The 21,750-nt window shown below is 70.5% G+C and carries 25 protein-coding genes and 1 tRNA gene; 15 read left to right on the forward strand and 11 right to left on the reverse strand.

Going from position 1 to position 21,750, the window contains the following annotated elements; all coding sequences use genetic code 11:
* Nucleotides 1–5: 5 nt before the first annotated feature.
* Complete coding sequence (locus OJ997_RS12120; protein ID WP_270025361.1) at nucleotides 6–998, reverse strand: ABC transporter permease; 993 nt, start codon at nucleotides 996–998, stop codon at nucleotides 6–8.
* A 115-nt stretch (nucleotides 999–1,113) separates the two neighbouring features.
* Between OJ997_RS12120 and OJ997_RS12125 the strand changes: the two genes are divergently transcribed.
* Nucleotides 1,114–1,185 (forward strand) — tRNA-Arg (locus OJ997_RS12125).
* 13 nt (nucleotides 1,186–1,198) lie between these two features.
* On the opposite strand, the gene OJ997_RS12130 is transcribed toward OJ997_RS12125, so the two are convergent.
* Entirely contained in the window at nucleotides 1,199–1,759 is a 561-nt protein-coding gene (locus OJ997_RS12130) for an orotate phosphoribosyltransferase (RefSeq protein WP_270025362.1), read from the reverse strand.
* 42 nt (nucleotides 1,760–1,801) lie between these two features.
* On the opposite strand from OJ997_RS12130, the gene OJ997_RS12135 reads away from it, so the two are divergent.
* Nucleotides 1,802–2,914: a carboxylate-amine ligase gene (locus OJ997_RS12135; RefSeq protein WP_270025363.1), complete on the forward strand. Its 1,113-nt coding sequence runs from the start codon at nucleotides 1,802–1,804 to the stop codon at nucleotides 2,912–2,914.
* Here OJ997_RS12135 and OJ997_RS12140 read toward each other — a convergent pair.
* The 3 genes from OJ997_RS12140 to OJ997_RS12150 are packed head-to-tail and all read right to left on the reverse strand — an operon-like array spanning nucleotide 2,869 to nucleotide 5,374.
* Nucleotides 2,869–3,843, reverse strand: a complete 975-nt coding sequence (locus OJ997_RS12140) for a L,D-transpeptidase family protein (RefSeq protein WP_270025364.1) — start codon at nucleotides 3,841–3,843, stop codon at nucleotides 2,869–2,871. The genes OJ997_RS12135 and OJ997_RS12140 overlap by 46 nt on opposite strands.
* A complete protein-coding gene (locus tag OJ997_RS12145) occupies nucleotides 3,840–4,709 on the reverse strand; it encodes a CPBP family intramembrane glutamic endopeptidase (RefSeq protein WP_270025365.1) in 870 nt (289 codons plus the stop codon). Before OJ997_RS12145 ends, OJ997_RS12140 begins: the two co-directional genes overlap by 4 nt.
* Nucleotides 4,706–5,374, reverse strand: coding sequence for an HAD family hydrolase (locus OJ997_RS12150; protein ID WP_270025366.1), 669 nt, complete (start codon nucleotides 5,372–5,374; stop codon nucleotides 4,706–4,708). Before OJ997_RS12150 ends, OJ997_RS12145 begins: the two co-directional genes overlap by 4 nt.
* Before the next feature lie 29 nt (nucleotides 5,375–5,403).
* Here OJ997_RS12150 and OJ997_RS12155 point away from each other — a divergent pair, with 29 nt between their 5' ends.
* The 5 genes from OJ997_RS12155 (at nucleotide 5,404) to thiL (ending at nucleotide 9,741) form a co-directional block, all read left to right on the forward strand.
* Nucleotides 5,404–6,165, forward strand: coding sequence for a mechanosensitive ion channel family protein (locus OJ997_RS12155; protein WP_270025367.1), 762 nt, complete (start codon nucleotides 5,404–5,406; stop codon nucleotides 6,163–6,165).
* Nucleotides 6,166–6,238: 73 nt separating this feature from the next.
* Nucleotides 6,239–8,371, forward strand: coding sequence for a transglycosylase domain-containing protein (locus tag OJ997_RS12160; RefSeq protein WP_270025368.1), 2,133 nt, complete (start codon nucleotides 6,239–6,241; stop codon nucleotides 8,369–8,371).
* Between the two features lie 64 nt (nucleotides 8,372–8,435).
* Entirely contained in the window at nucleotides 8,436–8,639 is a 204-nt protein-coding gene (locus OJ997_RS12165) for a cold-shock protein (protein WP_270025369.1), read from the forward strand.
* 3 nt (nucleotides 8,640–8,642) lie between these two features.
* On the forward strand, nucleotides 8,643–8,861 hold the full coding sequence (infA, locus tag OJ997_RS12170; protein ID WP_270025370.1) for a translation initiation factor IF-1: 219 nt from the start codon (nucleotides 8,643–8,645) through the stop codon (nucleotides 8,859–8,861).
* Nucleotides 8,833–9,741: a thiamine-phosphate kinase gene (gene thiL, locus OJ997_RS12175; protein ID WP_270025371.1), complete on the forward strand. Its 909-nt coding sequence runs from the start codon at nucleotides 8,833–8,835 to the stop codon at nucleotides 9,739–9,741. The genes infA and thiL overlap by 29 nt, the downstream gene beginning before the upstream one ends.
* Before the next feature lie 24 nt (nucleotides 9,742–9,765).
* Here thiL and OJ997_RS37525 read toward each other — a convergent pair whose 3' ends face one another.
* The 3 genes from OJ997_RS37525 to OJ997_RS12190 all read right to left on the reverse strand — a co-directional run bounded on the left by OJ997_RS37525 (nucleotide 9,766) and on the right by OJ997_RS12190 (nucleotide 12,580).
* Nucleotides 9,766–9,876, reverse strand: a complete 111-nt coding sequence (locus tag OJ997_RS37525) for a flagellar biosynthesis anti-sigma factor FlgM (RefSeq protein ID WP_270025372.1) — start codon at nucleotides 9,874–9,876, stop codon at nucleotides 9,766–9,768.
* A gap of 176 nt (nucleotides 9,877–10,052) precedes the next feature.
* Nucleotides 10,053–10,763 carry a class E sortase gene (locus OJ997_RS12185; protein ID WP_270025373.1) on the reverse strand — a complete coding sequence of 237 codons (711 nt, stop codon included), beginning with the start codon at nucleotides 10,761–10,763 and terminating at the stop codon, nucleotides 10,053–10,055.
* Nucleotides 10,760–12,580, reverse strand: a complete 1,821-nt coding sequence (locus OJ997_RS12190; protein WP_270025374.1) for a hypothetical protein — start codon at nucleotides 12,578–12,580, stop codon at nucleotides 10,760–10,762. The genes OJ997_RS12185 and OJ997_RS12190 overlap by 4 nt, the downstream gene beginning before the upstream one ends.
* Before the next feature lie 55 nt (nucleotides 12,581–12,635).
* Between OJ997_RS12190 and OJ997_RS12195 the strand changes: the two genes are divergently transcribed.
* From OJ997_RS12195 to OJ997_RS12210, 4 genes are all read left to right on the forward strand, one after another.
* Complete coding sequence (locus tag OJ997_RS12195) at nucleotides 12,636–13,346, forward strand: response regulator transcription factor (protein WP_270025375.1); 711 nt, start codon at nucleotides 12,636–12,638, stop codon at nucleotides 13,344–13,346.
* A gap of 3 nt (nucleotides 13,347–13,349) precedes the next feature.
* Complete coding sequence (locus tag OJ997_RS12200; RefSeq protein ID WP_270025376.1) at nucleotides 13,350–14,804, forward strand: sensor histidine kinase; 1,455 nt, start codon at nucleotides 13,350–13,352, stop codon at nucleotides 14,802–14,804.
* Nucleotides 14,801–15,937 (forward strand): S1C family serine protease, encoded by a 1,137-nt coding sequence (locus tag OJ997_RS12205; protein WP_270025377.1) that lies wholly within the window; start codon nucleotides 14,801–14,803, stop codon nucleotides 15,935–15,937. The genes OJ997_RS12200 and OJ997_RS12205 overlap by 4 nt, the downstream gene beginning before the upstream one ends.
* 72 nt (nucleotides 15,938–16,009) lie before the next feature.
* Complete coding sequence (locus OJ997_RS12210; protein WP_270025378.1) at nucleotides 16,010–17,476, forward strand: alpha,alpha-trehalose-phosphate synthase (UDP-forming); 1,467 nt, start codon at nucleotides 16,010–16,012, stop codon at nucleotides 17,474–17,476.
* Here the strand turns inward: OJ997_RS12210 and OJ997_RS12215 are convergent.
* Nucleotides 17,473–17,955 (reverse strand): hypothetical protein, encoded by a 483-nt coding sequence (locus OJ997_RS12215; RefSeq protein WP_270025379.1) that lies wholly within the window; start codon nucleotides 17,953–17,955, stop codon nucleotides 17,473–17,475. The genes OJ997_RS12210 and OJ997_RS12215 overlap by 4 nt on opposite strands.
* Before the next feature lie 60 nt (nucleotides 17,956–18,015).
* Between OJ997_RS12215 and rpsF the strand changes: the two genes are divergently transcribed.
* Complete coding sequence (gene rpsF / locus OJ997_RS12220; protein WP_270025380.1) at nucleotides 18,016–18,390, forward strand: 30S ribosomal protein S6; 375 nt, start codon at nucleotides 18,016–18,018, stop codon at nucleotides 18,388–18,390.
* A 561-nt stretch (nucleotides 18,391–18,951) separates the two neighbouring features.
* Here rpsF and OJ997_RS12225 read toward each other — a convergent pair.
* Entirely contained in the window at nucleotides 18,952–19,452 is a 501-nt protein-coding gene (locus OJ997_RS12225; protein ID WP_270025381.1) for a single-stranded DNA-binding protein, read from the reverse strand.
* Nucleotides 19,453–19,699: 247 nt separating this feature from the next.
* Here OJ997_RS12225 and rpsR point away from each other — a divergent pair, with 247 nt between their 5' ends.
* Both rpsR and rplI read left to right on the forward strand, forming a co-directional pair.
* The gene (rpsR, locus tag OJ997_RS12230; protein ID WP_245971830.1) at nucleotides 19,700–20,023 is read left to right on the forward strand and encodes a 30S ribosomal protein S18; all 324 of its coding nucleotides are present in this window, start codon (nucleotides 19,700–19,702) and stop codon (nucleotides 20,021–20,023) included.
* A gap of 10 nt (nucleotides 20,024–20,033) precedes the next feature.
* Nucleotides 20,034–20,486 (forward strand): 50S ribosomal protein L9, encoded by a 453-nt coding sequence (rplI, locus tag OJ997_RS12235; protein WP_270025382.1) that lies wholly within the window; start codon nucleotides 20,034–20,036, stop codon nucleotides 20,484–20,486.
* A 65-nt stretch (nucleotides 20,487–20,551) separates the two neighbouring features.
* Here rplI and OJ997_RS12240 read toward each other — a convergent pair whose 3' ends face one another.
* The gene (locus OJ997_RS12240) at nucleotides 20,552–21,232 is read right to left on the reverse strand and encodes a hypothetical protein (RefSeq protein WP_270025383.1); all 681 of its coding nucleotides are present in this window, start codon (nucleotides 21,230–21,232) and stop codon (nucleotides 20,552–20,554) included.
* Nucleotides 21,233–21,375: 143 nt separating this feature from the next.
* Here OJ997_RS12240 and OJ997_RS12245 point away from each other — a divergent pair, with 143 nt between their 5' ends.
* A complete protein-coding gene (locus OJ997_RS12245) occupies nucleotides 21,376–21,750 on the forward strand; it encodes a DUF3592 domain-containing protein (RefSeq protein WP_270025384.1) in 375 nt (124 codons plus the stop codon).

Raw genomic sequence — 21,750 nt, forward strand, 5'->3', positions numbered from 1 at the left:
TCAGCTCACTTCTGCTTGTTGCCCTTGGGGTTCAGCGCGTCCTGCATGCCGTCGCCCACGAGGTTGAACGCGAGCACGGTCAGCAGCAGCGCCATGCCCGGGAAGAACATGTACCACCAGGCCGTGTCGATCTTGCCGGTCGCCTCTGACAGCATCTGACCCCACGACGCCTGGCCCGTCACCCCCACCCCGAGGAACGACAGCGCCGCCTCCAGGAGGATGTTCGCCGGGATGAACAGCGACGCGTAGACGATGATCGGCGCGACGAGGTTCGGGAGGATCTCGCGGAAGATGATCCGCATGTTCCCCGCCCCGAGCGAGCGGGACGCCTCCACGAACTCCTTCTCCCGGAGCGAGAGGACCTGGCCGCGGATGATGCGCGCGACATAGGGCCAGTTCGAGAGGACGATGATGAAGATCACGATCGTCAGGCCCGGCTCCAGCGCGCCGCCGAGGCAGCCGTCCTTGGTCGAGCACGCCGACGCGAGGCCGAGGCCGAGCAGCAGCACCGGGAACGCGAGCAGGATGTCGATGACGCGCGCGATCAGCGTGTCCACCCAGCCGCGGAAGAAGCCGGCGATCATGCCCAGCGTCACGCCGATCGTGACCGACAGGCCGGTGCCGATGAACGCCACCAGCAGCGACACCCGCGCGCCGTCGAGCACGCGGGCGAAGATGTCGCGGCCGATCGAGTCGACGCCGAAGAGGTGCTCGGAGGTCGGACCCTGCGGGAGGCCGAAGTCGTCCAGCGCGTCCGTGGACGTCTGGCCCGGCGGCGGCGCGCCGACGAGGTTGCGGATGACCGGCGCGAGGATCGCCACCAGCACCAGCAGCACGATGAACGTCAGCGCGACGAGCGCGACCTTGTCCTTGCGGAACCGACGCCAGAACAGCGCCAATGGCGAGCGCGCCGCCACCGGCGCCTCGCCGGCGACGATCTGATCGATGCCGTGGTCATCGGCGTGCAGCAGATCGCTGGCGCCTGTTCCAGTACTCAATTCGATAGCCCCCTCGGGGTGGTCTCGCTCCTAGTTCCCCGAACCGACGAACAACCTACACGTTGCTAACCGGGATGCCCGTTGCTGGACGGCCGCAATACCCTTCCCGCGCGACGCCCTCGTAGCTCAATGGATAGAGCACGCGCCTCCTAAGCGCGGGATGCAGGTTCGATTCCTGCCGGGGGCACTGGTTTCCGGGGTTACCCGTCCGTGCGGTCCGGGCGGTCGGGGTAGACCTCGTCGATCGTCGCGAGCGCCTCGTACGGCGCATCGTCGCTTGCAAGCTTGATCTTCTCGGCGCCGCCCGCGAGGCGGTCCAGCACGGTGACGACGCCGACGACGTCGTAGCCCTCGGCGCGCACGGCCTCGATCGCCTGCACCGTCGAGCCGCCCGTGGTGACGACGTCCTCGACGATCAGGCACCGCTCGCCCGGCTGCAGCGGCGGGCCCTCGACCTTGCGCTGCAGCCCGTGCGCCTTGCTCTCCTTGCGCACGAAGAACGCCTTCACGTCCGCCCCGCCGGCCAGCGCCGCGCAAGCGGGCGCGTCCGCACCCATGGTCAGACCGCCCACCGCCGTCGCCTCCCATTGACGGGCGTAGTGCGCGACCAGCTCACCCAGTGCGGTGAAGCCCGCGGGGCGCAGGATCGCCCGCTTGGCGTCGACGTAGTACTGCGCGGTGGCGCCGGAGGTGAGGGTGACCTCGCCGATGATGAGCGCGTGGCGACGCAGCTCCTCGACCAAGGTGTCTTTTGCTGACATTCCCAAGGACACTATTGGCCGCTGCGGCCGTAGACTGACCGCGTGGAGCACCGCTTCGGCCTACGGCCGGGTTTCCCACTGGGCATCGAAGAGGAGCTCCTGCTCGTCGACGGTGCGACGTTCCGTCCCGCGAACATCGCGAGCGAGCTCGTCCAGTCACTGACGCCGCCGCGCGGCGTGATCATGAACGACCTCTACGAGGCGCTCATCGAGACCTCGACCCCCGTCGTCGACAGCGCGCCCGAGGGCGCGCGGGTGCTGGGCGCCCTCCGCGACCAGATCCACGACGGGGGCGCGACGTTCATCGGCGGCGGCCTGCACCCGCACGTCGCGTTCGGCGAGGTCGTGCACGTCGAGGCCGACCGGTACCTCCAGATCCGCGACGAGATGCGCGGGCTCGTCAGCCGCACGCCGACCGCGGCGCTGCACGTGCACGTCGGCATGCCGGACCCGGAGACCGCGATCCACGTCTGCAACCGGATGCGCGTGCACCTGCCGCTGCTGCAGGCGCTCGCGGCGAGCTCCCCGTTCTGGTTCGGCCACGACTCCGGGCTCGCCAGCGCCCGCTCGACGATCTTCCGCTCGTTCCCGCGCTCGATCGTGCCCCAGGACTTCCGGGACTGGGAGCACTACCAGGACGTGATCCGCTGGTCCGTCGAGACGGCGGACGTCCCGGACTACACGTACCTGTGGTGGGACATCCGCCCGAGCCCGAAGCTCGGCACGGTCGAGATCCGCGCGATGGACGCGCAGAGCCGGCTGGAGTCCGTGGCCGGGCTCGCGGCGCTCGTGCACGCGCTGGCCGTGGCCTGCGCGAACGGCGAGGAGGAGCTCGCCCCGCCGACCGAGGGGATCATGGAGTCGTCCTTCCGCGCGGCGCGCGACGGGATCGAGGCCACGATCTGGTGGCGCGGCGCGCTGCGGCCGGTCCGCGAGGTGGGCGCGGACGCGCTCGAGCTCGCCCGCCGCTACGCCCCGGACCTCGACGGCGAGGACGCGCTCGAAGAGGTCGAGCGCATCCTGCGCGAGGGTGGCGGCGCGGACCGCATGCGCGCGGCCCACGCCTCCGGCGGGATGGACGAGGTGCTCGCGCGCCTCGCCGCGGAGTCCTACCCCTCCACCCAGACCACGTCGCCGAGCCGCAGCCAGTCGTAGATCGCCCGCGCGTTCGGCACGGGGACCCGCAGGCAGCCGTGGCTGGCGTTGTAGGGAGGGACGGACGCGTAGCCGTGGATGGCGTAGCCGCGGATGAAGTACGCGGAGTCGACCATGCCCTTGGCGTTCGTGCCCGGGTCCTTGCGGTAGACGCGGAACTTGCCGCGGATCGTCGGCGTCGCCGGCGCGCCCGAGGACGTGTGGTAGATCCGCTCGACCTTGCCGCCGTTGATGAGCGCGAGCACCTGCTTGTCGATGCGCGCCTCGACGTGGCGGCCGTCACCGGGATGGCGGACCTTGAACTGGCCCTTGCCGGCCAGCAGCCCGTTGAACACCTCGGAGGTGGCCGTGTAGGTGCGCGAGAGCCCGGCGACCTTGCGCCAGGCCATGACGGCGTTCGCGGTGCCGCCGTCGTAGACGCCGGTGCGCGGCACGACGTACTTCATCGCCGCGAGCTTGGCCTGCAGGATGCGCACGGCCGGGCCACGGGAGCCAGTCGACGCGAACGGGCGCACGACGGTGACCTTCGAGGTCTTCGTCCGCGCCGTCGCGAGGCCGGGTGTGGCCTCGTGGGAGGCGCGCAGCGAGATCGTGCCCGCCTTCGCGGACTTGACCTTGAGCGTCGCCACACCCGCCGTCCCGCCGGCGACCGGCTTGAAGGTGAGCGTCTTGACGCGGATCTTCTTCTTGCCCCGGTAGACGCGCAGGATCGCCGTCTCGTTGGCGACGTAGGGCTTCATCACGACGCGCGCGGTGAACGAGCGGCTCGTGAACGCGGCGCCGTCGAGCGTGTCCTGAGCGGCGACCGTCATCGTCGCGGTCGCCGGTGCGGGCGGCACCGGGGTGGGGGCCGGCGGAGGCGTCTGAGCGGAGGCGGTGGCGGGGAGCACCCCGAGCGCGACGAGCGTCGCGAGCCCGGTGCGCTTCATGCAGCCACCGATCGGCGGGACGAGAGGGCCTGTGCGGCGACCGTCACGGCGCCGACGCTGCCGATGACGATCCCCGCGAACAGCGCGGGATCGAGTTCCCTCGTCAACCCGAAGGTGATCGAGTTGTTCAGGGCGTGGAGAGCCATGCACGGAACTATGGACTGTGTGCGCCAATAAAGCAGGCACAACCCCACTCCGAACGCGCCGAGCGCGATCAGCGAGATCGCCGGGTTGGGCGCGTGCGCGAGGCCGAACACCACGCCGGTGATCGCCATCCCCCACCACGGGCCGAGCCGCCTGGCGAGCGCCCCGAACATGAACCCGCGGAAGAAGAACTCCTCCACGACCGGCGCGATCAGGCAGATCGTGAGCACGTAGCCGACCAGCACGAGCGCCGAGTCCTCGTTCTTGACGTCCTCGACCAGCGCCTGCTCCTCGGGCTTGCCGAAGATCTCCACGAGGACGTTCTGGAAGACGATGAAGCCGACGTAGACGAGCACGACCAGCCCGATCGCCTGCCACACGCGGCTCACGCGGTTGAGGCCGAACGCCTCGCGGGGCACCCGGCCCAGCGCCAGGCGGACGGTGATGCAGGCGGCGATCACGAACACGACGCTCTGGAAGACCGTCAGGCCGAGCGTGACGCCGACCGGGATGTCGTCGGAGTCGAAGTCCGGGTCGGCGGCCTGCAGCAGGCCGAGCAGCGTCCCGCCGATCAGCAGGACGATCATCAGCGCGGCGGCGAGCGCGGCGAACGGCGCCCACGCGGGCACCTGGCGCTCGGCGGGCGGGCCTACAGGGGCTTCGTCGTGCGGCGCTTCCGGGGGCTGCCAGCCGCCGTACGTGGGAGGTTCGGGAGTCGTCAAGGCGCGGCCAAGGGTATGAGCTCAAGCAGGGTTCTGACCGTGCGGACGCCGTCGAGTGGCGCCCCGCCGCGCGCGATGTAGATCGGCGTCAGGCCGGCGCCGCGCGCGCCTTCGACGTCCGCGGCGGGCGTGTCGCCCACGTGCCAGGCCTGCTCGGGCGCCACGCCGGCGACCTCCAGCGCCGCCGTGAAGATGGCCGGATCGGGCTTTGCAACGCCCACCTCGGCCGAGGCGAGCGCGCCGTCGAGCAGCGGCGTCAGCCCGGTCTCGGCGAGCCGCTCGTGCAGCGAGAAGTCCCAGTTGGAGACCACGACGAGCCGGATCCCGCGCTCGCGCAGGGCGAGCAGCGCGGGCGCGGAGTCGGGGTACGCGAAGAACCGCAAGGCCGCGAGCAGCGCGTCGAGGATCACCGCGCGCGGGATGCCGGGCAGCGCGGGCTCCATCGCGCCCGCGCAGCGCACGCGCAGGTCATGGAGCGACGCCGCGTCGCGGCCCTCGTCCAGGTGCGCGCGGTAGTAGGCGATCTCGGCGCGGATCGCGACTTCGGCGGTCTCGGCGCTCACCGCGTGTCCACGCGCCCGCAACTCGGCTTGCAGATGCGGCGCCGGTGGCTCGAAGCCGATCAACGTCCCCAGGGCGTCGAAGAGAATCGCTCTAGGGTGCATCGACGATGTGCCCTCTAGGGTTCGGCGCCATGTTCGCGGTCGATACTGGCACCTGGATCAACGCGGGAGTCTCCATCCTCGTCGCGTTCGCGGTCGCGACGCTGCTCGACCGCGCCTTCCGCGGCAAGGCGGCGCGCGAAGTCGCCGACAAGGCCGGGATCTCGCGCCAGAGCGCCACCCGCCTGCGGTTCGTGCGGCGGCTGCTGTACGCCGTGATCGTCCTGATCGGGATCGCGTTCGCGCTCTCGGAGTTCGACGGCATCTCCAGCCTCGCGCGCGGCCTGCTCGCCTCCGGCGCGATCGCCGCGGCCGTGATCGGCTTCGCGGCGCGCCAGGTGTTGGCCAACTTCGTCGCTGGGATCATGCTCGCCGTCACGCAGCCGCTGCGCGTCGGCGACTGGGTGACGTTCGACGGCAACTACGGCGTCGTGGAGGACGTGCGGCTCAACTACACGATCCTCAAGACCGCGACCCACCAGCGGATCGTGATCCCCAACGAGAAGCTCGCCTCGGGGATCCTCAAGAACGACACGCTGGTGGTCGAGGTCGTGAGCCTCGACGTCTCCATCTGGATCCCGCCGGAGGCTGACGTGGAGGCCGCGATCGCGGCGCTCGAAGATGAGACGGGGCAGGAGGTGACGGTCGCCGAGGCGGTCCCGTGGGGCACGCGGCTGGGCGTGGGCTCAGACCCCGTGGCGCCGCCGGATCGGGCGCCGCGAGAGGCGGAGCTGCGCCGGCAATGTCTCGCCCGACTTCGTAAAGAAGGGTTGCTTCGGGTGCAATCGAACTAGACTCGGGGTTTCGCCCGTGAGTCATTCCGCGCGTATCAGGCGACGCCGCAAAGGCGTCGGAGCAGGCCGTTGGTTGTTGCTGGCGGTACTCGTCGTGCTGCTCGCGGGCGTCGGAACGGCGCTCGCCGCGGTCGGTTGGGTCGTGCGCACGGCCAATGACGGCCAGGCGCTCTCGTCCTACACGCCGCGTAACGCCGGCGCGCTGACCGAGGTGCTCTCCGCGGACGGCACGCGCCTGGGCTTCATCCAGAACGACGACCTCGTCCTCCCTGTGTCGGCGAAGACGCTGCCGCAGGTGATGAAGGACGCGACGGTCGCGATCGAGGACGAGCGCTTCTACAAGCACACGGGCGTGGACTACGAGGGCATCATCCGCGCCGCGGTCAAGAACGCCACGTCCGACAACCAACAGGGCGGCTCGACGCTCACGATGCAGCTGGTGCGCAACCTGTACACGCAGGATGTGACCCGCTCGGGCATCGACGGCTACAAGCGCAAGATCCGCGAGGCCCGCCTGGCCCAGGAGCTCGAGGAGGAGCACTCCAAGGAGTGGGTCCTCAGCCGCTACCTGAACACCGTCCCGTACGGCACCTACGGTGGCCAGAGCGCGATCGGCGCCAACGCCGCCGCCCGCCTGTACTTCGACAAGAGCGTCAAGGACCTGACGGTGCGCGAGGCCGCGATGCTCGCCGGCATCCCGCAGGCGCCGTCGATCTACTCGCCCGTGGACAACCCGAAGGGCACGAAGGCGCGCCGCAACGAGGTCCTGCAGAAGATGGCCGACCTCGGCTACATCACGCAGGCCAAGGCCACGCGCGAGAAGGCCAAGGGCCTCGGCCTGAACATGGACCGCTACTTCTCGCGCGCCCGCGAGCGCTACGTCCTGGACTTCGTCAAGTCCGAGCTGATCAAGGAATACGGCATCAGCGAGACCAAGCGCGGCGGCTTCCGCGTCTACACGACGATCAACCTCAAGTACCAGCAGTACGCGCGCACGGCCATGAGCCAGCTCTCCGGCGTCGGCCCGTCCTCGGCGATCGTCACGATCGACCCGAAGAACGGCGACATCGTGACCATGGCCTCGACGCAGCAGTACGGCCGCTCGAAGGGCAAGTCGACGTACAACCTCGCCACCCAGGGCAAGCGGCAGCCCGGCTCGTCGTTCAAGACGATGGCGCTGCTGACCGCGCTGCGCGAGGGCGTCAGCCCGAACACGTCCTACACGTCGATCTCGCCGATGAAGATCGCCAAGCCGCCGTGCGGCTCGCCGACCGCCCCGTGGGAGCTCAAGACCTACGGCGGCAAGGGCGCGGGCACGATGGACCTGCGCACGGCGACCCTGAAGTCCGACAACTCCGTCTACGCCCAGCTCGTGTCCGACCTCGGGCCGGACAAGGTCAAGGAGACGGCGCGGATGATGGGCATCAAGTCCAAGCTGCTCGGCGTCTGCGCCGAGTCGCTGGGCGGCCTGACGGACGGCGTCTCGCCGCTCGAGATGGCCAACGCCTACGCGACGATCGTCAACGGCGGCTACCGCAACCGGCCGCGCGTGATCAAGAAGATCGAGCGCAACGGCAAGAAGGTCAAGCTGCCGGCGCGCTGGCGCGTCAAGCGCACCAAGGCGTTCGAGGACGGCGTGACCGACCAGGTCGTGAAGATCCTGCAGGCCAACGTCGGCGGCGGCACGGGCGGCAAGGCCCAGATCCCCGGGTGCAACCAGGGCGGCAAGACCGGCACGACCGACAAGAACATCGACGCCTGGTTCGTGGGCTTCACGCCCAGGTTCGCGACCTCGGTCTGGGTCGGCTTCCCGGGCTCGGCGAAGATCTCGATGAACGGCCTGTACTTCGGCTCGAACATCGACGGCGGCACGTACCCGGCGCAGATCTGGGGCGACTACATGAAGAACGTCGTCAAGAACGGCTGCGGCGAGTGGCTCAAGCCGAAGGAGCCGTTCAACAGCCAGCCGTTCATGGGCAAGTACGCGCGTGAGGGTGCCAAGGACGAGGAGTCCGGCGAGGACCAGCCGGGCGCGGAGCCGGGCACCGGCGACACGACCACGCCGCCGGCGGACGACAAGCCGCGTACCGAGGACACCGACAACGGCGGCGACGACAACGACGGCCCAGGGTTCGACCCGGGTGCCTACGAGACGCCACCGCAGGATCCGAGCAACGGCGGGACCCAAGCACCAACCGACGGCTGACAGGCGCTTCCCTGACTGGTACAACTTGCGCCGTCAGGGCTGGATCTAACAGGAGTGCTGTCAGATGGCGACCGGTGTCGTGAAGTGGTTCAGCGACGAAAAGGGCTTCGGCTTCATCACTCCGGATGACGGGGGGAAGGACGCGTTCGTCCATTTCTCCGCCATCTCGGGTGACGGGTTCCGCACCCTCGCGGAGGGGGCCAAGGTCGAGTACGAGCTCGGCGAAGGCGCCAAGGGCCCACAAGCCACGGACGTCAGGGTCATATAGCTCTTGTCGAAGGAAGAGAAGGTCGAGTTCGAAGGCGAGGTCGTCGAGGCGCTCCCGAACGCGATGTTCCGGGTGGAGCTCGACAACGGTCACGAAGTTCTCGGCCACGTGGCAGGAAAGATGCGGCGGTTCCGCATCCGCATCCTGCCCGGCGACCGGGTCCGCGTGGAAGTCTCGCCTTATGACCTCAACCGTGCGCGGATCGTCTACCGGCATCGGTGAGCTCGCGCTCATAGAAGCCATCCGAGGTGCCTTGACGGTGCGCTCGGAGCGCGTCGTCCGCTGGATCGGCGACGACTGCGCCGTGATCCGCGCGGGAGGCGCTTGCGCGGTGTCGACCGACGTGATGGTCGACGGGACGCACTTCCGGCTCGGCCAGGCGAGCCCGGAGGACGTCGGCTGGCGCGCGCTCGCCGGCGCGTTGTCGGACATCGCCGCGATGGGTGGCGAGGCCGGCGAGGCCTACCTGTCGGTGGTGCTGCCACCGTCAATGGACGATGACGACGTGCTCGCGCTGCACCGCGGCGCCGAGGCGCTGGCGAGCGAGTGCGGCGTGACGATCGCGGGCGGCGACCTCGCCCGGGGCCCCGCGTTGATGGTCGCGGTGACCGTGATGGGCTGGGCGGACGCGCCCGAGGACTTCGTGCGGCGCGACACCGCACGGCCGGGCGACCGCGTGGGCGTGACCGGCACGCTGGGCGCATCAGCCGCCGGGCTGGCGATCCTCGACGGGCTCGCCGAAGGGCCGCCCGCGCTGGTCGAGCGCTACCTGCGGCCGTGGCCACGCCTGAAGGAGGGCCGCGCGCTCGCCGGCAAGGCGACCGCGATGATGGACCTGTCCGACGGCATCGCCTCGGACGCGCGCCGGCTCGCCGAGGCGAGCGGGGTCAAGCTGATCCTCGACGCGGGCGCGCTCCCGCACGCGCCCGGCGTCGACTCCATCCAACTCGCCGCCACCGGTGGCGAGGACTACGAACTGCTGGTGTGCGGTCCCGATTCGCTGCCCCTGCTCACCTGGATCGGAGAAGTCGTCGAGGGTGAGGGCGTCGAGTGGGTCGGAGCCCCGCCAGACGCTGACGCCTGGCGGGGGTTCGAGCACTAACTGGCTAGTTGCGCCAGTGCGGCATCAGCCCGCCTCCTCCTCGTTGCCGAGGAGGCGCTTGAGGATCGCGGCGGCGACAGCTTCGCTGTCGACCGCGTACGTCCCGCACTGGATGCGCTCTCGTATTTGCTGCACTTTGGTCACCGCACCGTCCTTGGAGGGAGCGATGGGGGCCGATCGGTTGAACCGTCGACCGCCATCACGAGCCGGACCCGTCATCCGGACTCGCGACACATATCGGGTATCCAGCACCGTCATATGAGCCTCATCGTCCTGGCGCGGACATTGGTCCATCAGGTGCTCACCCCAGCTCAAGCTGCCGATCCGCGAGGCTCGGAGCGCACGAGCCGCGCGAAAACCACGATCCGCTGGGCGGCGGAGTACAGGGGGTGACAGGCCGTCAGCACTAGCCGATCGTACGAGCGGTCGTCCACCACCCAGACGTCGGTCGGCTTGACGATCCGCGTTCGCTCGACCCGGTAGGTGAAGCGCCCGTAGGGCATCGTGACCACGATGTCGTCGCCCGTGCGCACCTTGTCGATCTTGCGGAACGGCGCGCCGTAGGTCGTGCGGTGGCCGGCGATGGCCACGGTGCCACGCTGGCCGGGCAACGCCGTGGACGGGTAGTGCCCGGGGCCACGGCGCAGGTCGTCGGCGTTCGTGCCCTCGAGAACCACGCTGGAGAGTCCGATCCGCTCGATCCGCAGCCGCCCGACGGCGTCGCCGTCGTCCGTACGCCGGTCGAGCGCGCGCGCCGCGAAGGCGAGCTTCTTCTTCGGGTCCGGCAGCTTGACGATCGCCTTGCGTTCCACGGGCGTCAGCGGGATCTTCTCGAGCCGGTCGAGCTCGCCCGACAGCTCGTTCTGCTGGAAGTGGGCGTAGGTCGAGGAGACCGGCTCCTCCCACACGAGCGTCAGGAGCGCGTCGAGCAGCAGCAGCGAGCCGGCGATGATCAGCGCGTTCGCGAACCCGCGCAGGATCTTGCGCGCGCGACCCGGCCTGGCGGTGGAGGAAGCGCTCATCGCCGCAGCGCCGATTCCGTGCCGCCGAGCGAGCCGGGGCCGGCGTAGCTGAGCGGACCGCGGGTCGCGAACTGCGGCCCCTTCTTCCCGGTGTCGCCCATCCGGCGCCGGGCGATCAGCACCCGGAACACGCCGGCGAACGCCGCGAGCAGACCGGCGAGCAGGAGCATCGAGCCGATCCCGGCGCCCGTCATCGCCGCGAGCGCCATCCCCCAGACGAGCTCGTGCGGCCCGAGGTTCAGCGCGCCGGCGAGGTGCACGATCGCGAGCACGGGCACGACCAGCCCCACGACCAGCGCGGCCGCGGCCGCGCGGCCACGCCAGCCGGTGGCGGCGAACAACCACAGATGCGCCGCGGGAACAAGCAGACCCGCAGCGTAGGGATTGCGCACCCACGCGAGCCCCACCAGCACGCACAGCCACAGCGCCGTGGCCACGGCGAGGCCCTCCACGCCGGGCGCGCCCGGGCCGCGGCGGCCGTTCACGGGCTGCTCGGCGGCGGGCGTGCGCGCGAAGGCCCGGGCGACCAGCCGGGCGCCGAACCACACCAGGGCAGCCACGATCGCGGCGCTGACCAGCGCGATGATCCCGCTCGTGCCGACGGGCCAGCGCGCCGGGTTCACGACCCCGGCGGGCGCGTCCACCAGCCCGGTCGCCGCGAGCACGCGCAGCCACAGCCACGCGGCCGGGAGCGGCACCGCGGCGACGGCCAGCCACGCGAGCCACGACCCGATCGGCACGTGCCGGCGGCGGGCGCGGAAGAACGCGTCGAGCGCGGCGAGCAGCGCGGGCAGCAGCAACGTGCCGACGACGAGCCGCACGGTCCAGTCCGGGGCGACGTTGCGCAGGGTCGAGATGCCGCTGGCCGTGCCCTCGAACGCGGGCGCGTCCTGGCGGCCGACGGCGTCGAGCGCGCCGACGGCCCGCACCGCAGAGCGGCCGAACGCCCGTAGGCGCTTGCGGTAGACGGTCGCGCCCTCGTCCGGCCCGAGCTCACCCGAGGCCGAGAGCAGCACGGCGGGCAGGCCCTCGGAGGCGATCGGGCCCTGCTCGGACAGCGTCACGGGCAACGCGCGCCGGACCCACTGGCCGACGGCGTGCGGGCCGCCCGGGTCCGCCCGGGTCTCCCGCCGCACGGCGGCCTGCACGGTGCGCTCGAGCCCGAGCGGGACCGCGCTCGGGGTCCCGGTCCAGGACACGACCCACGGCTTGCGCAGGTTGTTGGAGGCGAGGTCGCCGAGCACGAGCACGCCGTCGACCGGGCCACCGGCCTCCGAGCGCGCCCAGTCGCGCGCACCCTTGAAGCCGTTGCTCGCTCCGGTGGTGGAGACGATCACGAGCGTCTTGTCGAGGTCGCGCGACTTGAACACGCGCGCCAGCTCGAGCAGCACCGCGGTGGCCGACAGCTCCGCGCGACCGCGCGAGTCGCGGTCCGCGAGCACGACGATCCGCCGCGACGACGCGCCCGGCCGCGTCGCAACGACCGTCGTGTAGCCGTCGTCATCCGTGGTCTTGCGCACGGTGAACGTGGCGCGCTGGCCTTCCGCCCACGGCGCCGCGAGGTCCTCCGCGACGTAGTCGGCGAGCGCCTGGTCGCCGGGGGAGCCGGGCGTGCGGTCCGGGAAATCGGCGTACAGGCCCTGCAGCGAACCCGGATCCTTGTCGCGCACGGTGCCGAACGCGCGGTCGGAGCTGAACGCGTCGGGGGGCAGCTCGGAGCGCCCAGGGGTCGGCCGATCCTGCAGCGCGAAGGCCGCGAGGAACAGCGCGAAGAGCGCGGGAAGGAAGGCGGTCCGGTAGACGCGGCCGTCGAGCACGCGATCCACGTTAATGCCTCGTGTAGGAGTCGAACTATCCTTGCCTTGCTCCGGCATGGCCGACCGCGCCCCCCGAATCTTGCTCGTCGACGACGAGCAGCCCATTCAGACGCTCCTTTCCTTCCCCCTCCAGCGGGATGGTTACGAGGTCGTACAGGCCGCGGACGGCCCCGAAGCGCTCGAGCGGTTCGACGAGCAGGTCTTCGACCTCGTGGTGCTGGACGTGATGCTGCCGCGGATGGACGGCCTCGAGGTCTGCCGGCGCCTGCGCGCCAAGGGCGAGACCGTGCCGATCATCATGCTCACGGCCAAGTCCGAGGAGATCGACAAGGTCCTCGGCCTCGAGCTCGGCGCCGACGACTACATCACCAAGCCGTTCTCGATGCGCGAGTTCCGCTCGCGCGTGAAGGCCGCGCTGCGCCGCTCGGGCATGGCGCGCCAGGAGACCGACGACGAACGGCCGATCGAGGTCCGGGGCCTGAAGATCGATCCGGGCAAGCGCACGGTCTCGCGCAACGGCGACGGCGTCTCGACGACCTACGTCGAGTTCGAGATCCTCGCCGCGCTCGCGCGGTCGCCGGGCCGCGTGTTCACCCGGGACATGCTGCTCGCGCGGGTGTGGGGCGACAGCGCCTACCGCGACCCGCGCACCATCGACGTGCACATCCGCCACCTGCGGGAGAAGATCGAGGTGGATCCGAAGGAGCCGGAGTACCTGTTCACGGTGCGCGGCGTCGGATACCGCTTCCGCGACGAAGAGGGCTAGCCCGTGCCGGGCCTGCGGTCGCTCCGTAACCGGCTGGCCGTCATCTTTGCGCTGATCATCATCGGCGCGATCGGCACGATCTACCTGTCGGTGACGCCCCGCCTGGAGGCGTCGCTCACGGCGCAGCGGCTCGACCAGATCCGCGCGACGGCGACGCAGTACACGCCGAGCGTCGGCTCGCGGCTCCGCCTGCCGAACGAGTTGCCGCTCCTCGAGGACGGCGAGACCGTCGACGAGGCCCGGATCATCCGCGATCGCAAGCTTCGGATCCGCGACGAGGTCGCCGACCGCATCAACACCGAGGTCATCGTCATGTCCCGCAACGAGGACGGCCTGTTCGCGTACGCGGACTCGCAGCCCGGGGGCGGCGTGACCAGCCAGGACGTGCAGCGCGTGACGGAGGAGACGCTGCGCACCGGGCGGCTGGCCTCGGCGACCGTGACCACGCCGACCGGGCCGTTCGCCATCGCCGCGTCGAGGATCACCGACGACCAGATCGCCGAGGACGAGGGTCCGTACGTGGCCGTCTTCGCCACCTCGCTCTCCGACGTGCAGGACAACGTCACGCTGATCCGCAGCCAGGTGCTCATCTCCGGCGGCATCGCGCTCGTGATCGCGATCCTCGCCGGCTATCTCGTGGCGCGGGCGCTGTCGGCGCGCGTGAAGCGGCTCGAGCGGGCGGCCCGCAAGGTGGCGGCGGGCGACTTCTCGCAGCCGATCAAGGCCGACTCGGACGATGAGCTCGGCCAGCTCGCTCGCACGTTCAACGAGATGCAGGACCAGCTCGCGCGGCTCGATCGCGCGCGCAAGCAGTTCATCGCGTCGGCCTCGCACGAGCTGCGGACGCCGATCTTCTCGCTCGGCGGCTTCCTCGAGCTGCTCGCCGACGAGGACCTCGACGAGGAGACGCGGCGCGCGTTCCTGGAGCAGATCCGCGGCCAGGTCGACCGGATGCGCAACCTGGCGGTCGAGCTGCTCGACCTCTCGCGGCTGGAGGCGGGCGCGCTGGAGCTGCGGCCGGAGCCGACGGACGTGGGGCAGCTCGCGCGTGAGGTGGCGTCGGAGTTCACGCCGCTCGCCTCCCAGCACGCGTCCGAGGTGGAGCTGGACCTGCGGCCCGAGCCGATCGAGCTCGAGTGCGATCCCGAGCGCGTCGCGCAGGTGCTGCGGATCCTGCTCGACAACGCGCTGCGCCACACCCCGCCGGGCACCGGGGTTCGGGTTTCGGCGGCACGGGCGAACGGGCACGTTCGCCTGGAGGTCGTGGACCGCGGCCCCGGGATCACGGACCAGAACATGCCCCACATCTTCGAGCCGTTCTTCACCTCCGCCGAGCAGGCCCAGGGCGCCGGCCTCGGGCTCGCGATCGCCCGCGAGCTGGCCGAGCGCATGCAGGGGCGCCTGGACGTGCGCTCGCGCCCGGGCAAGACGATCTTCGCCCTGGTGCTGCCGACATGAGGCGGCTGCTCGCCGCCGCCGGCGTGGCGCTCGTGTGCGCCGGATGCGGGGGCGACGGCGACGATCCCGCCCCGCGGGCCACCGCGTCCTCGGCGCCCACGACCCGTGACGAGGTGGTCGCCGACCAGGCCGAGGGCGGCTTCGACGCGCGCAAGATCTACGAGCAGGAGGCGCCGGGCGTGGTCACGATCGTCTCGCGCTTCGGGTCCGAGGCGGGTGAGGGCTCGGGCTTCGTCCTCAACGAGGAGGGCGAGATCGCCACGAACGCGCACGTCGTGACCACGGGCGAGAGCGGCGCGCTGCGCCGGGCCGACGAGGTCTACGTGGAGTTCGCGGACGGCAACCGGGTCGAGGCGCGGGTGCTCGGCGCCGACCCGAACGCGGACATCGCGCTGGTGAAGGTCGACCCGAAGGACCTGAAGCTCAACCCGCTGCCGCTCGGGACGGACGACAGCGTCGACGTCGGCGAGCCGGTGGCGGCGATCGGGTCGCCGTTCGGGCAGGCCCAGTCGCTGTCGGTGGGGATCGTGTCGGCCAAGGACCGCGCGGTCGCGTCGCTGACCGAGTTCGCCATCTCCGGCGCGATCCAGACGGACGCGGCGATCAACCCGGGTAACTCGGGCGGGCCGCTCGTGGACGCCGAGGGCAAGGTGATCGGCGTCAACCAGCAGATCCAGTCGCGTTCGGGCGGCGGCGAGGGCGTCGGGTTCGCGGTGCCGATCGACACCGTCAAGCGCTCCGTCGACCAGCTGCGCGAGTCCGGCACCGCGAAGTACGCGTACCTGGGCGTGACGTCGGTGCCCCTGTATCCGCAGCTCGTCGAGCACTTCGAGCTGGACGTCGAGAAGGGCGCGTGGGTCCAGACCCTCAACCCGGGCTCCCCGGCCGCGCAGGCCGGCGTGAAGGCCGGCAGTGGTCGCGAGGCGTTCCAGGGCACGGCGTTCGCGCGCGGCGGAGACGTGATCACCAAGGTCGGCGACCAGCCGGTCGAGTCCGCCGACGACCTCTCCGGCGCGCTCGCGCGGTACAAGCCAGGCGAGACGATCAAGGTCGAGGTGCACCGTGGTGGGCAGACCCAGACGGTCGACGTCAAGCTCGGCGAGCGTCCCGCGGACATCGCGACGGGCGGCTGAGCGGTAGGCGCGGTGACCGCCGCGTGAGGCGTGCGGTTCATTGACGCGACAGCTGGATATTGTCAGAGCCAGATGAGCGAGCAGCCCCCACTGGTCCTGGTCTCCAACCGCGGTCCGGTCACGTATCAGGAGGACGGCTCGGTCAAGCGCGGCACGGGCGGCCTCGTGACCGCCCTGACGGGTCTTGCCTCCCACCGCGACGCGATCTGGATCGCGTCCGCGATGACCGAGCAGGACGTCGAGGTCGCGCGCGAGCACGACGGCAAGCCGTTCGAGGTCGAGGCGCCGGAGGGCGGCTCCTTCCGCGTGAAGTTCATCGAGAGCGACGCCGAGGCCTACGACCGCTTCTACAACATCATCGCCAACCCGATGCTCTGGTTCATCCAGCACTACCTCTGGGACCTGAGCAACGCGCCGGACATCCGCCGGCACGAGGTGGAGGCCTTCGACCAGGGCTACCAGGTCGTCAACCAGGACCTGGCGCAGGCGGTGATCGACGAGATCGACGGCCAGGAAGAGCCCGTCGTGATGGTCCACGACTACCACTTCTACACGCTGCCCGGGATGGTCCGCGAGGCGCGGCCGGACGTCTTCCTGCACCACTTCGTCCACATCCCGTGGACCCAGCCGGACGCCTGGCGCGTGCTGCCGAACGCGATCCGCGAGCAGATCTACACCGGCCTGCTCGCCAACGACATCATCGGCTTCCACACCAAGTCCTACCAGCGCAACTTCCTGCAGTGCTGCCGGGACCTGATGGATTTCGAGGTCAACTTCGAGGACGGCGTGGTCGTCCACGACGGCCGTGAGACGTGGGTGCGGTCCTATCCGCTGCCGATCGACTACGAGGCCACGCGCAACGTCGCCCGCCGCCCGCGGGTGCGTGAGTACGAGGAGCGCGTGCTCAAGCGCCGGCGCGAGTACGCGATCCTGCGCGTGGACCGCGCGGACCTGTCGAAGAACGTGCTCCGCGGCTTCACGGCGTTCGACATCTTCCTCGAGCAGCACCCCGAGTTCGCCGAGCGGATCACCTTCACGGCCCAGCTCATGCCGTCGCGGACCGACGTGCCCGAGTACGCGGAGTACCTGGAGAAGATCGAGGCGCTGGTCGCCGTCGTCAACCACCGGCACGGCACGCCGGACTGGATGCCGATCGACCTCAAGCTCCGCGACGACCTGGACGAGGCCGTCGCGAGCTACAAGCACTACGACGTGATGATGGTCAACGCGATGTTCGACGGCATGAACCTCGTGGCCAAGGAAGGTCCCCTGGTCAACGAGCGCCACGGCGTCTCGATCCTGAGCGAGAACACCGGCGCCCACGAGGAGCTCGGCGAGTTCGCGATCTCCGTCAACCCGTTCGACGTCCAGGAGCTCGCCGACGCGATCCACTCCGCGCTCGTGATGTCCCCCGAGGCCCGTGAGCGCCGCGCGCGCGGCCTGAAGGAGATCGTCACCTCCCGCGACCCGGGCGACTGGATCGACGAGCAGATCGCCGACATCCGCGCCAAGGCCGCCGGCTCGCGCGCCGCGAGCTAGCCGCCCTCGAACCCGAACTCGCCGCCGCCTCGCCGGGGCGGCGCCGTCGTCGTCCGTCGCGGCGTGGGTGGCGCCACGACGGCGGGCGGAGCGGAGGCCTGCGGCGTCGCGGACGACCGCGGCGCCTTCGATGCGGGCCGCCGCCGGGCGCTCGTCCGCGTGCGAGCGAGGGGCGTGCCGCCCTCTCGCCGGGCGCCGCCGTCGCGCGCCTCGCCATCCCGCGCCCCATCCTTGCGCGTCTCGCCCCGGCGCCTCTCACTGGCCGGCGTCTCGCCCGCAGCGGGCGCCGGTGGCACGAACTCGGCCGGAGCCGTCGGCGCCGGCGTATCGGCCACCAGCGGGCGCGGTTCGTCGGCCGGCAACGCGGTCGTCGTGCTGCTCGAGAACGCCCACACCGAGCCAAGGACGAGCGCCACGCACACCGCCGCGGCGAGCGCGACGTTGCCCCAGCGAACCCGGCCGATCAGGTTCCGTCCCATACCTCCCTTAGGGTTTGGGTCGGGATCGTTCGCCCCACGTTGCTACTCTCTGCCACCGCAATGGCGAGCGGAAAGCACATCTACGACCTCACGCTCCTGCTGGACCCGGCCGTCGAGGCCGAGCGTCGTGAGCAGATCGTGGCGGACGTCGCAGACCTCATCGACCGCACCGGCGAGTTCATCGGACGGCATGACTGGGGTACTCGCCAGGCTGCCTACGAGGTGCGCAAGAAGGCTGAGGCTGACTACCACCTGATTCAGTTCAGGGGCGCGAACGAGCTGCTCGATCAGCTCGATCACAACCTCAAGATCACGGACGGCGTCCTGCGCCACCGGATCATCAAGCTGCGGCCGGGTACGCCCGACCCGCCGGATCTCCGCCCGTCGGCAGTGCCGACGCCGGAGGCCGCGGAAACGCAGCCCCAAGAGGCTTAGATCGCAACCTTGTAGGGCCGCCGAGAGGCGGCCCTCATTGTTTAACGGCCCGCGCGCGCCGCTTGAACGGCCAACGTCAACGGCGAGCACACCCGCGGCCGCCGCGTCAAGCAAACTCGCGCTTCGCGGCGAGCCCGCTTGACCCGTCGGGGCGGGTGCGCTCTTGTGCCAATGAGCCGGGTTCCCCGGACTGTGGAACGCGTTGCGTTCCCCGTTGGTATGGCGAGGGCCGAACACCGCCTCGTGGGGGTCATCCGTCACTTGACGCCCCTCAGGGGGGTCAACTGACGGATCACCTCGACGGCACGTGCGCGGATGGTCCTTCGTGATCGATCTGAGGTGAACGCCTGAGCGTTCACTCAGTGAGGGGAACCCTCCTCACCTGCCCACACCACATCCGCCGCGACGGGTCAAGAAACCCGTGACGACCGTCGCGTAGCGCCGCGCGGCGCGGACACGGGTTTCTTGACGCGGCGCTAGTGGATGTGGTCAGCCGTTGCCGTTAAACGAAGCGGGCCGCCCCGAAGGACGGCCCGAGCTGCTCACGACGTGGCGAGCGGTCTAGAACGGGATGTCGTCGTCCGCCGGCGCGGTGTTGCGCGCGCCGACCGGCTGGGGCGAGAAGTCCGACGTGTCCGTCGGGACGTCCGAGTGCGGGGTGAAGCCGTTGCCGGCCCCCGCCCCGGCGCCGCCGCCGTAGCCACCGCCGCCGCCGCCCTGGCCGTCCTCGCGGCCGCCGAGGAACTGGACGCTGTCGGCGACGATCTCGATCGCCTCGCGCTTGTTGCCGGTCTGGTCCTGCCATTCACGCCACTCGAGGCGGCCGTCGATGGCCACCGGGCGCCCCTTGGACAGGAAGCGCGAGGCGTTCTCGCCCTGTGCACCCCAGACCGTGACGCTGAAGTAGTTCGGCTTGTCGACCCACTCGCCGTTCTCCTTGCGGCGCGAGTTGGACGCGATGCGCAGGTTGCACACCGACATGCCCGACGGCAGCGACCGAAGCTCCGGATCGCGCGTCAGGTTCCCCGTGAGGACGACGCGATTGATGTTGCTTGCCGCCATGGTGGTCGGCTCTCCTTTCAGACTTTCGTAGTCTCTGGAAGGCGAGTCTACGGCCGGGATCGGAGGGATAGACCTTCTACGCCGCTTTCTCCGCACAATTGATGCAAAGGCGTTACACGTCGTGGCGGACGGAAAGCGAATGCGCCGGTTCGCTACCCTGTTCGGTCCAACGCCCGCATGGCGTCTGGCCTCGCGCGCGCGAGGCGCGCAACCGAAGCTAGACAGCAGCTAGAGAGGTTTTGTAACAGTGGCGAAGCAGCGCAGCCGGCCTACGCGCCGGAGGGATCGTAAGACCGGCGGGGGCGGCGGACGCCGCAAGTCCTGCCAGTACTGCCGTGACAAGGTCGAGTTCGTCGACTACAAGGACATCAACGCGCTCAAGAAGTTCGTGAGCGACCGCGGCAAGATCCGTTCGCGTCGCATCACCGGGGCGTGCCGCCGGCACCAGAACCAGATCGCCACCGCGGTCAAGCGCGCGCGTGAGCTGGCGCTGCTTCCGTACGTCGGCGAGGGTTCCGACAAGGACGAAGAGCGCGGCGGCCGTGGCGGCCGTGGCGGGCGCGACCGGTAGGTAGGGACCGATGCCCCAGGCCATCCTCCTGCAGGACCACGAGACCCTCGGCGAGCGCGGTGCGGTCGTCGACGTCTCCAAGGGCTACCTGCGCAACTACCTGATCCCGCGCAAGCTGGCTCAGCCGGCGACCAAGGGCGCCATCGTCGCGGCCGAGAAGCGCCGCGAGTCGGTCGAGAAGGCCGCCGCGACGGCCCTCGCCTCCGCGCAGGAGACCGCGGCGCTGCTCTCCAAGACCGTCCTGACGATCCCGCATCAGGCGGGCGACGACGGCCGCCTGTTCGGCTCCGTCACGACGCAGGACATCGTCGACGCGATCCAGGAAGCGCGCGGCATCGCGATCGACCGCCGCAACGTCTCGCTCGAGGAGCCGATCCGCACCGTCGGAACGCGCATGATCGAGGTCGAGGTCGAGGACGGCGTCGTCGCGACCATCAAGACCATGGTGGTCGAGCAGAAGTAAGTCGGGATCACTCCCGCAACGACCTTGAAGCGCCGGCCCCAAGCCGGCGCTTCGTCGTTAAGCGACTACATCTGCGTCTGCACGTAGCCGGAGACCGGCACCGCGTGCAGGTTCAGGTTCTGGAGCGTCACGGCGTCGTCGCCGTAGCCGTAGCCGCCGTCGTCCTTGCAGGCCAGTTGCGCGGTCTCGGGCACAGCCGTCCCGACCCGCATCACCCCCTGCAGCGCGAACGAGGCGTACTCGGGACCGCCGTCGCTGACCTCGACGACCCCTGCGTCCATGATCTCCAGCTTCCCGTCGGCGTGGGTCACGCGCAGCTGGCACGTCACCGCCGACCAGTAGTCGTGGCCGAGCACCTCCTGCATGTACGCGGTGCCCTTGGCGGTCACGTGGTACGCGCCCTTGAACAGCGGGAGGTCGACCACGGTCCCGTAGCTGCTGCCGAACGCGACGCTGCCCTTGCGCCACTTGGCCGAGACCGACGGCAGCGAGACCGGGCCGGGCGCGCCCTGCGGGCCGGCCGGACCCTGCGCCCCCGCGGGGCCCTGCTGGTTCATCGGCAGGACCGTCTCGGTGTTCGCGCACGGCCGCGCCACACCGCTGGGATCGACGGCGCGCACCGCACCCGTCGTGTTGCTCACGCACATGGTCACGACGCCGTTGTTGGAGATCGCGGCCTGGCCGACACCGGCGACGGCGCCCGCGACGACCACGGTGGCCGCGGCCACTTTGAAAGAGAAGCGCATCTGGGAGTTGCCTTTCGTCTTGGGGAGGACACCCGGCAAAGGCCCCAGCCGCCCGCCGCATTACCCCGGGGTGCGAAAGGCAGGGGAAATCCTCGGGTGGGGTCCCGTGGTGGCGCGCCCCGCACCGGCGGAGGATGCGAGCCATGGGATTCCTCAAAGACATGCGCGCCTTCAAGCAGCTCGCCGACGCCACCCCGCGCCCCGGCCTGCGCTCCACGCTCCGTGACGGCCTCGCGGTCGCCAATCACACGATGGCCGACGCGCAGCGCGCCCAGCACCTCGCCGTCAACGGGCTCGCCGGCAGCGCGACGATCACGAGCGTCCGCGACACCGGCACGACGATCAACGAGCACCCGCTGGTGGAGCTCGGCCTCGACGTCACCCTCGACGGGCGCCCGCCCTACGCCGTCACCCACACGCAGCTGATCAGCCGCCTCGCCGCCCCCGGCTTCACCCCCGGCGCGACCGTCCCCGTGCGCGTGGACCCGGCCGACCCGACCTCCGTGATGGTGGCCTGA

Source organism: Solirubrobacter phytolaccae, from assembly GCF_027587195.1.
GTDB classification, from domain to species: domain Bacteria; phylum Actinomycetota; class Thermoleophilia; order Solirubrobacterales; family Solirubrobacteraceae; genus Solirubrobacter; species Solirubrobacter phytolaccae.